This window comes from Streptomyces sp. Ag109_O5-10, from assembly GCF_900105755.1.
Classification (GTDB): Bacteria; Actinomycetota; Actinomycetes; order Streptomycetales; family Streptomycetaceae; genus Streptomyces.
Genome location: NZ_FNTQ01000001.1, coordinates 4,037,165 through 4,049,082 on the forward strand (window position 1 = coordinate 4,037,165; position 11,918 = coordinate 4,049,082).

The window sequence follows — 11,918 nt, forward strand, 5'->3', positions numbered from 1 at the left end:
TCTCCTCGACGCTGGAGTCCCGGGCGTCACCGACGCCCCCGCTCCGAAGGACCGGCATGCACATATCCGGCTTCTCCCACGTCCCCCGTGTCTCCCGCAAGTCCGGCAGGCCCCGCCGCACCGCGCAGGCCGCCCGCTGGGGCGCGGCGCTGCTGGCACTGTCGGGAACCACCTCCGTCCTGGTCCCCATGACGGCACAGGCCGGCGGTCCGGCCGGCGACCCCGGCCGGGAGAAGCCCACCATCGTGCTCCTGCACGGCGCCTTCGCCGACGCGTCGAGCTGGAACGGTGTCGTGCAGAAACTCCAGCGGAACGGCTACACGGTGGCCGCACCGGCCAACCCGCTGCGCGGCGTCGCCCAGGACTCGGCCTACCTCGCGAGCTTCCTGAAATCCATCACGGGACCGGTCATCCTGGTCGGCCACTCCTACGGCGGAGAGGTGATCTCGCAGGCCGCCGTCGGAAACGACAACGTCAAGGCCCTCGTCTACATCAACGCGCTCATGCCCGACAAGGGGGAGTCGCAGGTCACCCTCGCCGCGAAGTTCGCCCCCGCGCCCCTCACCAAGGCCCTGAAGCCGGTGCCCTTCCAGGCCGGCCCCGGCAGCACCGGCACCGACGTGTACATCCAGCCGGACAAACTGCACCAGGTCTTCGCCGCGGACCTGCCCACCAGCCAGACCACCGTCATGGCGGCCACCCAGCGCCCGATCGCGATGTCGGCGTTCGCCGACAAGCTCACCGGCGCCGCCTGGCACACCAAGCCCGTGTACGCCCTCGTCGGCAGGCAGGACATGGCGATCAACCCGGCCCTGGAACTGTTCGAGGCGAAGCGCGCGAACGCCCGGAAGACGGTGGAGATCAACTCCTCGCACGTGTCGCTCGTCTCCCACCCACAGGCGGTCAAGGACCTGATCACCGACGCCGCCGAGGACTACATGTGGAAGAAGTAGACGGCCCGAAGCATGGAGCGGTCCGGGCCGTTGCCCGGCGGCGGCGCCGGACCGAGGTACCCGCGGTATCCGGCGTCGTCGGCCGGCGTCACCGCCGCGCCGGGCAGCGGCCCGCCGTCTCCCGCACCGGGAATTCCGCTCACCTGTTCCCGGGCAAATTCCGCCCATTGGCAACGGATTCCGAGGCCACCGAGAAGGCCCTGATCGGCGGCAGGAAATCGTACGGACCATAGGGTCTGATCACGCCACAACAGTACCCGTCACCGCGATGACCGGCGCATTTACCGGACGGTGGCCCGGAGTTGCGGCCTCCGGAGTATCCGCCCAGACTTGATGGGCACATTTGAACGCGTCCCCAAGAAAAAGTGTCCCGGAGGAGCGTCCCATGGCCAGGATTCTGTGTGTGGTGACCGGCGCGAGCTACTGGACCCTCAAGGACGGGCACCGACATCCCACCGGTTACTGGGCCGAGGAGTTCGTGGCTCCCTACCGCGTGTTCACCGACGCCGGACACGAGGTCACCGTGGCCACTCCGCACGGGGTCGTACCCGTCGTGGACACGATGAGCCTGCGGCCCCGGATGGCGGGCGGCGAGGAGAACGCCCTGCGCGAGGAGGCCGTCATCGAGGAGGCGGAGGAGCTGCGGTACGCCGTCCCCCTCACCGACATCCGCCTGGAGGACTACGACGCGGTCTACTACCCCGGCGGCCACGGCCCGATGGAGGACCTCTCGGCCGACCCGGACTCCGGCGCGCTGCTGCGGGACGCCCTCGCCTCCGGCCGCCCCCTCGGCATCGTCTGCCACGCCCCCGCCGCCATCCTCGCCACCCGGGACGCGAACGGCGGCACCCCCTTCGCGAACTACCGGCTGACGGGGTTCTGCAACGAGGAGGAGGCCGGCGTCGGTTTCGCCGACAGGGCCAAGTGGCTGCTGGAGGACGAGCTGAGGAAACTGCCCGCCGAGTATTCGCGGGGCCCCGCCTGGGAGCCGTACACGGTCGTCGACCGCAACCTCTTCACCGGCCAGAACCCCGCGTCCTCGGGCCCGCTCGCCCGGGAACTCGTGGCGGCACTGTCCTGAGCCGGGCCGACGCCGGCCCCGCGCTCACTCGAAGACGACGACCTGGCGCCCGACGACGTCACCGTGACCCAGGGCGTCCAGGTTCTCGTTGATGTCCTCCAGCGCCACCTTGGTCACGTTGTGCCGGACGAGGCCTGCCTCGGCGAGCGAGAGGACCTCGACGAGGTCCAGGTGGTTGCCCCAGAACGAGCCGAGGTAGGACAGCTCGGTGCCCACGAACGGGAACTGCCGGTGCTCGACACGCTGGCTCATCAGGCCGACGGCCACCAGCACCCCCTCGGGGCCCAGCAGGTCGAAGCCCATGGAGATGGACGGCTCGCTGCCGACGCAGTCCAGGATGGCGTCGATCGTGCGGCGTCCGGTCAGCCTCTCCAGCTCGTCCTGGATGGCCTCCGTGGACTTGTTGCGCACGTTGATCCCGTGGTCCGCGCCGTTCTCCTGAGCCACGTCCAGCTTGCTGTCGGTGCGCGCGAGCGCCACCACCGTCGCACCGCCGCCGAGCAGCTTCGCGTACTGGATCGCATAGCTGCCGAGACCGCCGATGCCGGTGACCGCGACGGTCCGGCCGGGGCCGAGCCTGCCCGTGTCCCGGAGCTTGCGCATCCCCCGGTACGGGGTCATGCCCGCGTCGGTCATCGGGGCGAGGAGCTCCGGCGCCCGCGCCGCCTCCTCCGAGACCGGGATCGCGTGGCGGCACTCCACGGCCATGTACTCGGCGAAGCCGCCGGGCGGACCGAATCCCACCCACCGGCCGTCACCGCTGCACAGCTGTTCGTTGCCCTCCCGGCACTGCCGGCACGTGCCGTCCCCCCAGCTGGGGTTCACCACGACCATGTCGCCCTCCGAGTAGCCCACCGTCGGGGGCACCTCGGCGCCGAGTCCCGCCACCCGGCCCGTGACCTCGTGGCCGGGGATGTAGGGCAGGTCCACCGGGAACGGCCCCTCGAAGTAACCGTTGAGGAGCTGGTAGTCGCTGCGGCACATGCCGGTCGCGGCGACCTTCAGGAGTATCTCTTCCGGCCCCGGCTCGGGAACCGGGACCTCTTCGACCCGGAGGGGTTCCTTGTATCCGTGCATCCGGGCTGCCCGCATCTGCGTCATGGGTGTCTCACTCTCGCCACCGGCAAAGAGCGGCTCGGCGCACACGACGCGGGCAGGAAACGGGTCCCGGCGCCGGTCACCGCGGCCGCCGCTTCGGACCCCACCATGGTCGCGCGCCCGCGTCTGCCACGCATCCGGTGCCACGGCATCCACTGATGGTGCAAATGGGTGGATTGCCGGGCTTGTCCACCCGCCATACGGTGGATCCATGGCTATCGCAACGACGAGTCCGGTGACCGGTGAGGTCCTCAGGAGGTTCGACGAACTGACCCCGGAGGAACTCGAGGACAAGCTCGCCCGGGCGGCGGCAGCGGCCGCCTCGTACCGGCTGACGAGCGTCGAACAGCGAACGGAGTGGCTGCAGCACGCCGCCGACCGCCTGGAGAAGGAGGTCGAGAGCGTCAGCGAAATGATCACCACCGAGATGGGCAAGACCTTCCGGGCGGCGGAGCAGGAAGTGGTCAAGTGCGTGCACGGGCTGCGCTACTACGCCACCGAGGGCCCCGCGTTCCTGCGGGACCTGGAGGGCGACGGCGAACGCGTCGGCGCGCGGCAGACGTTCGTCACGTACCAGCCGATCGGTGTCGTCCTCGCGGTGATGCCGTGGAACCTGCCCCTGTGGCAGGCCATGCGGTTCGCCGCCCCCGCCCTCACGGCGGGCAACGTCGGCCTGCTCAAACACGCCTCGAACGTGCCGCAGTGCGCTCTCTTCCTGGAGGAACTCTTCCGCGACGCCGGCTTCCCCGCCGACGTGTTCCAGACCCTCCTGATCTCCTCGGGACGGGTGGAACAGGTGCTGCGCGACCCGCGGGTGGCCGCCGCGACACTCACCGGCAGCGAACCGGCCGGACGCTCGGTGGCCGCCATCGCCGGCGACGAGATCAAGAAGGTGGTCCTCGAACTCGGCGGCTCCGACCCCTTCATCGTCATGCCCTCCACCGACCTGGACCGGGCCACCGACGTCGCGGTCCGGGCGCGGACCCTCAACAACGGGCAGTCCTGCATCAACGGCAAACGCTTCTACGTGCACGAGGCCATCGGCGACGCGTTCATCGAGATGTTCGTGGCCAAGATGGACGCCCTGGTGGTCGGCGACCCGATGGACGCGGGCACCGACGTGGGACCGCTGGCCACCGAGTCCGGCCGGCAGGACGTGGAGTCCTACGTCGACGACGCCGTCGCCAAGGGCGCGACCGTGCTGCTCGGCGGCGAACGCCCCGACGGGCCCGGCTGGTTCTACCCGCCCACCGTCCTGACCGGCGTCACCCCGCAGATGCGGATGTACCACGAGGAGGTCTTCGGCCCCGTGGCCCAGGTCTGGACGGTCTCCTCCCTGGAGGAAGCCCTGCGGGAGGCCAACGGCCACCCCTACGGCCTCGGCTCCAACCTGTGGAGCGAGGACGAGGCCGAACGCGAGCTGTTCGTCCGCGACATCCAGTCCGGCATGGCCTTCATCAACGGCAACACCACCAGCTACCCCGAGATCCCCTTCGGCGGCGTGAAGCGCAGCGGCCACGGACGCGAGCTGTCCGACCTCGGCATGCGCGAGTTCATGAACGCCAAGACCGTCTGGATCGGGCAGAACGCGGCCTGACCCGGACGGGCCGCACGGGTGAGGGAGGCGCCATGACCCGTGCCGGGCTCGCCGCCGCGCGCTCCAGCACGGCACAACTCGCGGAGATCGTCCCCCAGGTGGACGACGGCCAGTGGGAGCCGCCGTCCGCCTGCGTCGGCCGGCGCGTCATCGGCGTACCGGCCCACCTCGCGGCGCTCGCCACCGAAGCCGTCGACCCGCCGCCGCCCGCAAACCCTGGCGCGACCACTGCAGCATCACCGGCGACCCGGCCGACGCCACCCCGTTCCTCGACCGCCTCGACATCATCCGACCCGGACGGCCGAGCCGGCCGGTGACGCCGCCGGTCAGAACGCGTACGGGTCCCCCGTCGCCAGCACCAGCACCCGCTGCTCGTCGTTCGTACGGTCCTGGTCCACCGCACCGCCGCCCCACGCCACGTCCACCGCCAGCCGCACCTCCGCAGGCCCCTCCCGCAGCCGTACCGGCACCACCAGCTCCTCCCCCGGCACCTCGACCGCCAGCGGCCCGGTCTCGCAGACCACCTCCCGCTCACCGGTGCGCGCACAGCCGCCCGGCAGCTGCTGGGAGTCGGCCAGCGGCGCCGACGAAGCCAGCCGCACGCTGGCTCCCGTCACACCGTCCGGCCCGTGGTTGAGCGGGGTCACCCGGACCTCCATCAGGTCCCCGCTCAGCACCACGGACCCGTGCACCTCCAGATCCGCGCTGCCGGCCCAGGCGGCACCACCACCGCCCACGACCAGCACACCCACCGCCAACGCCACCGCACCGACCACCGCCGGCCCACCACGACGCATCGCCATGCCACCCGTCCCGTCCGACTCAGGCATCCGTAACCGTGCTCTCACAGGGATGTATGCCACCCGGACCCGGCCGCAGGCGCCCCCCATCAGGTGACACCCGCCGCACGTGGCACGCTGCACGCATGCTCATCCTCCGCTCCGCCGCCCTGTTCGTCGTCGCCGCGTTCTTCGAGATCGGCGGCGCCTGGCTGGTCTGGCAGGGCGTACGCGAACACCGCGGCTGGCTCTGGGTCGCCGGCGGCATCCTCTCCCTCGGCGCCTACGGCTTCGTGGCCACTTTCCAGCCCGACGCCCACTTCGGCCGCATCCTCGCCGCGTACGGCGGCATCTTCGTCGCCGGATCGATCCTCTGGGGCGTCGTCGCCGACGGCTACCGCCCGGACCGCTGGGACATCTCAGGAGCGGCGATCTGCCTGGCGGGAATGGCAGTGATCATGTGGGCACCCAGAAACTGACGTGACCGTGCCGTCGCAGAAGGGCGCGGGGCCGTATCGACGCGACGTGCGGCTCCGCCGCGTGGGCGCGAACAGACCCCACCGGCCCGCGGCCGCCCCGTTCCGCACCAGCCACGGCACCTAGACTCACCCGTGCAAGCCGCACGAACACACCCCGCCGAGGAGCAACCCATGGCCCCCTCCCGCATCGCGGTCGTCACCGGCGCCAGCAGCGGCATCGGCGCCGCCACCGCCCGCCGGCTCGCCGAGGCCGGCTACCGCGTCGTCCTCACCGCCCGCCGGGAGGACCGCATCGAGGCCCTGGCCAAGGAGATCAACGACGCCGGCCACCAGGCCACCGCCTACCCGCTCGACGTCACGGACCGCGCGGCCGTGGACGAGTTCGCCACCGCGTTCAAGACGGTCTCCGTCCTCGTCAACAACGCCGGCGGAGCCCTCGGCGCCGACCCGGTCGCCACCGGCGACCCGGCCGACTGGCGCACGATGTACGAGACCAACGTCATCGGCACCCTGAACCTCACCCAGGCCCTGCTCCCCAAGCTGGAGGAGAGCGGCGACGGCACGGTGGTCGTGGTCTCCTCCACCGCCGGCCACGCCACCTACGAGGGCGGCGCCGGCTACGTCGCGGCCAAGCACGGCGCCCACGTCCTCGCCGAGACCCTCCGCCTGGAGATCGTCGGCAAGCCGGTCCGGGTCATCGAGGTCGCCCCCGGCATGGTCAAGACGGACGAGTTCGCGCTGACCCGCTTCGGCGGCGACGAGGAGAAGGCCGCGAAGGTCTACCAGGGCGTCGCCGAGCCCCTCACCGCGGACGACGTCGCCGACACCATCGCCTGGACGGTGACCCGCCCCAGCCACGTCAACATCGACCTCCTCGTCGTCCGCCCCCGCGCCCAGGCCTCCAACACCAAGGTCCACCGGGACCTCTGATGCCGACCGAGAACGACCCCGCGGCGGCTCTGGAAAGGCAACTGGAGAAAGACCGCCTGCAGCAGGAGACGAAGAACGAACGCCAGGTCTGGTACTTCCTCGCCTACTTCCTCTTCGGCATCCACGTCATCGCCTTCGTGATGATCTACGCGGTCCGGCACGCGAAGTAGCCGGCAAGCAGCCGACGAGGCCCCCGGTGCCGACCGGGGGCCTTTCGCATCAGCCCTTCACGCAGACGACCTGCTTCAGCTTCGCGACGACCGCCACCAAGTCCCGCTGCTGGTCGATGACCTGGTCGATCGACTTGTAGGCGCCGGGGATCTCGTCCACGACACCGGAGTCCTTGCGGCACTCCACGCCCCTCGTCTGGTCCTCCAGGTCCCTGGTCGAGAAGCGCCGCTTCGCCGCGTTCCGGCTCATGCGCCGACCCGCGCCGTGGGACGCCGAGTTGAAGGCCTTCTCGTTCCCGAGCCCCTTCACGATGTACGAACCGGTACCCATCGAACCCGGGATGATCCCGTAGTCGCCGGAGCCGGCCCGGATCGCGCCCTTGCGGGTCACCAGCAGATCCATGCCCTCGTACCGCTCCTCCGCCACGTAGTTGTGGTGGCAGGAGATCTCCGGCTCGAAGACCGGCTTCGCCTTCTTGAACTCCTTGCGGATCACGTCCTTCAGGAGCGCCATCATCAGCGTGCGGTTGTACTTCGCGTACTCCTGTGCCCAGAACAGGTCGTTGCGGTACGCGGCCATCTGCGGGGTGTCCGCCACGAAGACGGCGAGGTCCCGGTCGACCAGCCCCTGGTTGTGCGGAAGCTTCTGGGCCACGCCGATGTGGTGCTCGGCGAGTTCCTTGCCGATGTTCCGGGATCCGGAGTGCAGCATGAGCCACACCGCATCAGACGTATCGACGCACACCTCGACGAAGTGGTTGCCGGCTCCGAGCGTCCCCATCTGCTTGACGGCCCGCTCCTCCCGGAACTGCACCGCTTCCGCAACCCCCTCGAACCGCCCCCAGAACTCCCCCCACCCCGTCGCGGGCAGCCCGTGGAAGTCATCCGGCTCCACCGGGTCCGTGTGCATCCCCCGCCCCACCGGAATCGCCTGCTCGATCTTCGAGCGCAGCCGGGAGAGGTCCCCCGGCAGGTCGTTCGCCGTGAGGGACGTCTTCACCGCGGACATGCCGCAGCCGATGTCCACGCCGACCGCCGCCGGACACACCGCGCCCTGCATCGCGATGACGGAGCCGACCGTCGCGCCCTTCCCGTAGTGGACGTCCGGCATCACCGCCAGGCCCTTGATCCACGGCAGGGTCGCGACGTTGCGCAGCTGCTGGAGCGCGACGTCCTCGACGGTCGCCGGGTCGGTCCACATCCGGATCGGCACCTTCGCGCCCGGCATCTCCACGTACGACATGTCTTCCTCATTCCCCCACGGACAGCACAACAAAAAGGACAAGAAGCTTTAATCAAAGCAAAACGCAAATACGGCGCCATAGGTCGGGAAACCAGACAGGGGACCGGCGTTCACAGCAGTGCGTGCGATAGACATTGTCTCCAGGGGACGCCCCGCTGCGGCAAGCGATTAACCAGCGGGGACACTGGAGCAGGACCGAGCGGACCAGTGAACGGAAGGAGCCTGACCGTGCAGCGGAAGGCGTACGCAACCGGCATCGCCGCCCTTCTCGCGGCCCTGCTGGCCGGCTGCACGAGCGGTTCCAGCGGTGGCGACGACACGAGCGACAAGAACGCGGACACCAGCACCTCCACCGTCGCCGCCCAGCCCGGCAAGTACCGCACCCTCCCGGAGGCCTGCGGCGCGGTCGGCCACGACACCCTCGACTCGCTCCTGCCGGGCATCGCCCAGATCACCGACGAGCAACAGCGCGACAAGGCGTACGCGGGCGACGCGGCGCTCACCTACGACACCGACCGCAAGGTCGGCTGCCACTGGAAGGTCGAGTCCACCGACGCCACGGACCGGCTGTCCGTCGATTTCGAACGGGTCGTGTCGTACGACAACGCCGTCAGCGACGACAGCGAGGCGCAGACGATCTACACGCGGCTGGAGACGGCGGCGGACATCCCCGAGTCCGCGCCCCCGAGCCCGGCCGAGACGGAATCACCGTCGCCGTCGGCGTCGGCGTCGACGTCCGCGTCGGACTCCCCGTCCGCGACCTCGTCGTCGTCCGCGTCGTCGTCCGCGTCCTCGTCCGCGTCGCCCTCCGGGTCCCCCGGCGGATCCGCCGACCCGTCCTCCTCGTCCTCCGCCACCCCGGCCGGTCTCCAGCCGCGCGCCCTCTCCGATCTCGGCGACGAGGCCTATCTCGACGACCAGCTCAGCGGCTCGGGTTCGACGGCCGAACAGCGGACGGTGACTGTGGTGTTCCGCACGTCGAACGTCGTCGTGACCATCGTCTACGAGGAGCAGCCGATGGCCACCGGGACCGTGCCGGACAGCAAGGAAATGCAGGACAGGGCGCAGAATCTGGCCGGGCGGCTGGCCGAGGCCCTCAACGGCTGAGGGTTCCCGCACGCCCTCCGCACCCCACCCGCAAAGGACCTGAACCGGAACCGCACAGCTTCCTCACCGCGTACCGTGGCCCCTCGGACCCGATCCGACCGCAGGAACCCCGAACGTGTGAGTGAAGGAACCATGCAGCGAGTAGCAGTCCAGTCAGACGACCAGCGTGCCCGGAACGGGCGGAAGGCACAGCGGCGGGCAGGGCGCCTGCGCCGCGGTCTCGTCTGCGCGGCCGCCGTCCCCGCCGTGGCGCTGTTCGCGACGGCCTGCTCCTCGGACTCGGACGCCGCCGCGCAGGGGACAGGCGGGAGTTCGGAATCCGCCGCCGCCGGGTCGGCCGCCGCCGGCGGTTCCTCGGCGGCTTCGCCGGAGGTCCAGGCGGCGAAGTACGCGAAGCTGCCGAAGCCGTGTGCGGTGCTGTCGAAGAAGACACTCACCTCGCTGGTGCCGAAGGGCGTGAAGTCGGGCAAGGAGGGCACGTCGGACGACGTGGCCACGCGGGGCAGCTGCTCGTGGAGCAGCCTGGACAGCAACGGTGTGAAGGGCTCGCAGTTCCGCTGGCTCAACATCTCCTTCCTGCGCTTCGACTCGGACGCCGGCCGGGGTTCGGGCGAGAAGCAGGCGGAGGCGTACTACACGAGCCAGGTGCAGGCCGCCCAGTCGGTGGCGGGCGCCAAGAACACCAAGTCGGCGCCGGTGTCCGGGGCCGGGGACCAGGCGACGGCGGTGCGCTACGACCTGAAGAAGAAGGAGGGCGCCTTCAAGCAGCAGACGGTCGTGGCCCGGGCCGCGAACGTCGTCGTCACCCTCGACTACAACGGTGCGGGTCTGGCGGGCGGAAAGGCACCGGACGCGGACGCTCTGACAAAGGCGGCTCAGAAGGCGACCGCGGAGGCGGTGACGTCGGTGGCGACGGCCAACGGCGCGGCTCCCGCACCGAGTTCACCTGCGGCGACGCCCTCGAAGTCGGCCTCCAAGTCGGCCTCGCCGTCCCCCTCGCCTTCCAAGTCGTCAGCCAAGAAGGGCTGACCGGCCACACGTACGCCGCACTGATGTGCCACCCTGTTGCGCGCAACAACTGGCAAGGGGAGGGGAGTACCGGTGGCCGCGCCCATACAGCTGACTCGGATGCACCGCGTTCTCATCGGCGTGGTCGTGACCGGCGCGATGATCATCGCCGGTATCGGCTTCGCCGGCTCGTACGCGGCCGTCCGCGAACTGGCCATCAAGAAGGGCTTCGGGAACTTCGCCTATGTGTTCCCGATCGGCATCGACGCGGGCATCTGCGTCCTGCTCGCCCTTGACCTGCTGCTGACCTGGATCCGCATCCCCTTCCCGCTGCTGCGGCAGACGGCCTGGCTGCTGACCGTCGCGACGATCGCCTTCAACGGCGCGGCGGCCTGGCCGGACCCGCTCGGTGTCGGCATGCACGCGGTGATCCCGGTGCTGTTCGTGGTGGCGGTCGAGGCGGCCCGGCACGCGATCGGCCGGATCGCCGACATCACGGCGGACAAGCACATGGAGGGGGTGCGCCTCACCCGCTGGCTGCTCTCCCCGGTGCCGACCTTCCTCCTGTGGCGCCGGATGAAGCTGTGGGAGCTGCGCTCCTACGACCAGGTCATCAAGCTGGAGCAGGAACGTCTCGTCTACCAGGCGCGGCTCCGCTCCCGGTTCGGCCGGGCCTGGCGCAGGAAGGCTCCCGTGGAGTCCCTGATGCCGCTGCGGCTGGCCAAGTACGGCGTCCCGCTGGCGGACACGGCCCCGGAAGGCCTGGCGGCGGCCGGCATCGACCTCCCGGTGCTGCTGCCGGCCCCGGCGCCGGCGGTGGCGGCTCCCGCCCCGGCGGCACCGGCGCAGGACGGGCAGCGCCCGGCACTGGTCCCCGCCCCGCGCACCGAGCAGCCCGTGCCGCAGGCGGTGCCCGATCCGGAGATCAACCCCTGGCTGCACGCCAGGAGCCCCCAGCAGGTCGAGTACCAGGGCGACTACGACCCCTCCTACGAGCCGCCGTACGACCCCTCGTACACCGAGGAGCAGTACGCGGCCTGGTACGAGCAGGAGCAGCTGCGCTACCAGCAGGAGCAGTACCGGCAGGAGCAGTACCAGCAGGAACAGCTCACCCAGGCGCCCCAGGAGCAGCAGCCGCTGCCCGAGGAGTCCCCGTCGGAGACGACCGGCAGCTTCCCCATCCCGTCCGGCCCGGGCCGCACCCGTGAGCTCGGCGAGGGCGGCGGCCCGCCGGAGCCGACCGAGGAGGACTTCTACCTGGTCTTCAAGAAGTCGATAGACGGCGGCTACCCCAGCTCCAGCCAGTTCAGGGGCGACGTGGAGGCGACCTTCGGCACCACGCTCCCGCAGCGCGAGGCCGACCGCATGGTCAACCGCTTCACGAACCGCCACACGGCGGAGCTCCAGGACGACCACATCGCGTAGGCGAGTCACGCACGGCGTGCGGCATGAAGAAGGGGCCCTCCTCGACGG

The 11,918-nt window shown here is 70.5% G+C and carries 14 protein-coding genes; 10 read left to right on the forward strand and 4 right to left on the reverse strand.

The genetic code is table 11. The annotated features are described in order from the left end of the window. Positions 1–56 precede the first annotated feature (56 nt). Positions 57–953, forward strand: a complete 897-nt coding sequence (locus tag BLW82_RS18500) for an alpha/beta fold hydrolase (RefSeq protein WP_107408554.1) — start codon at positions 57–59, stop codon at positions 951–953. Here BLW82_RS18500 and BLW82_RS44475 read toward each other — a convergent pair. Further along, positions 935–1,096 (reverse strand): hypothetical protein, encoded by a 162-nt coding sequence (locus tag BLW82_RS44475; protein WP_177232987.1) that lies wholly within the window; start codon positions 1,094–1,096, stop codon positions 935–937. The two genes, BLW82_RS18500 and BLW82_RS44475, sit on opposite strands and share 19 nt — an antisense overlap. Before the next feature lie 242 nt (positions 1,097–1,338). Here BLW82_RS44475 and BLW82_RS18505 point away from each other — a divergent pair, with 242 nt between their 5' ends. After that, positions 1,339–2,034 (forward strand): type 1 glutamine amidotransferase domain-containing protein, encoded by a 696-nt coding sequence (locus BLW82_RS18505; protein ID WP_093499901.1) that lies wholly within the window; start codon positions 1,339–1,341, stop codon positions 2,032–2,034. 24 nt (positions 2,035–2,058) lie between these two features. Here BLW82_RS18505 and BLW82_RS18510 read toward each other — a convergent pair whose 3' ends face one another. Beyond that, on the reverse strand, positions 2,059–3,135 hold the full coding sequence (locus BLW82_RS18510; protein ID WP_256215868.1) for an NAD(P)-dependent alcohol dehydrogenase: 1,077 nt from the start codon (positions 3,133–3,135) through the stop codon (positions 2,059–2,061). 208 nt (positions 3,136–3,343) lie between these two features. Between BLW82_RS18510 and BLW82_RS18515 the strand changes: the two genes are divergently transcribed. Further along, positions 3,344–4,729, forward strand: coding sequence for an NADP-dependent succinic semialdehyde dehydrogenase (locus tag BLW82_RS18515; RefSeq protein ID WP_093499903.1), 1,386 nt, complete (start codon positions 3,344–3,346; stop codon positions 4,727–4,729). 32 nt (positions 4,730–4,761) lie between these two features. Then, complete coding sequence (locus tag BLW82_RS43950; RefSeq protein WP_143063686.1) at positions 4,762–5,046, forward strand: hypothetical protein; 285 nt, start codon at positions 4,762–4,764, stop codon at positions 5,044–5,046. Positions 5,047–5,055: 9 nt separating this feature from the next. Here BLW82_RS43950 and BLW82_RS44480 read toward each other — a convergent pair whose 3' ends face one another. Further along, a complete protein-coding gene (locus BLW82_RS44480) occupies positions 5,056–5,532 on the reverse strand; it encodes a hypothetical protein (protein ID WP_218162375.1) in 477 nt (158 codons plus the stop codon). Between the two features lie 122 nt (positions 5,533–5,654). Here BLW82_RS44480 and BLW82_RS18525 point away from each other — a divergent pair, with 122 nt between their 5' ends. The 3 genes from BLW82_RS18525 (at position 5,655) to BLW82_RS44485 (ending at position 7,087) form a co-directional block, all read left to right on the forward strand. Further along, positions 5,655–5,987, forward strand: a complete 333-nt coding sequence (locus BLW82_RS18525; protein WP_093499907.1) for a YnfA family protein — start codon at positions 5,655–5,657, stop codon at positions 5,985–5,987. A gap of 171 nt (positions 5,988–6,158) precedes the next feature. After that, entirely contained in the window at positions 6,159–6,917 is a 759-nt protein-coding gene (locus BLW82_RS18530) for an SDR family NAD(P)-dependent oxidoreductase (protein ID WP_093499909.1), read from the forward strand. After that, complete coding sequence (locus BLW82_RS44485) at positions 6,917–7,087, forward strand: hypothetical protein (protein WP_177232988.1); 171 nt, start codon at positions 6,917–6,919, stop codon at positions 7,085–7,087. Before BLW82_RS18530 ends, BLW82_RS44485 begins: the two co-directional genes overlap by 1 nt. 49 nt (positions 7,088–7,136) lie before the next feature. Here BLW82_RS44485 and BLW82_RS18535 read toward each other — a convergent pair whose 3' ends face one another. After that, the gene (locus BLW82_RS18535; protein WP_093499911.1) at positions 7,137–8,330 is read right to left on the reverse strand and encodes an RtcB family protein; all 1,194 of its coding nucleotides are present in this window, start codon (positions 8,328–8,330) and stop codon (positions 7,137–7,139) included. A gap of 228 nt (positions 8,331–8,558) precedes the next feature. On the opposite strand from BLW82_RS18535, the gene BLW82_RS18540 reads away from it, so the two are divergent. The 3 genes from BLW82_RS18540 to BLW82_RS18550 all read left to right on the forward strand — a co-directional run bounded on the left by BLW82_RS18540 (position 8,559) and on the right by BLW82_RS18550 (position 11,870). Next, positions 8,559–9,437 carry a hypothetical protein gene (locus BLW82_RS18540; RefSeq protein ID WP_093499913.1) on the forward strand — a complete coding sequence of 293 codons (879 nt, stop codon included), beginning with the start codon at positions 8,559–8,561 and terminating at the stop codon, positions 9,435–9,437. Positions 9,438–9,569: 132 nt separating this feature from the next. Next, a complete protein-coding gene (locus tag BLW82_RS18545) occupies positions 9,570–10,466 on the forward strand; it encodes a DUF3558 domain-containing protein (RefSeq protein WP_177232989.1) in 897 nt (298 codons plus the stop codon). 99 nt (positions 10,467–10,565) lie between these two features. Then, complete coding sequence (locus BLW82_RS18550) at positions 10,566–11,870, forward strand: DUF2637 domain-containing protein (RefSeq protein ID WP_093499915.1); 1,305 nt, start codon at positions 10,566–10,568, stop codon at positions 11,868–11,870. Positions 11,871–11,918: the final 48 nt, after the last annotated feature.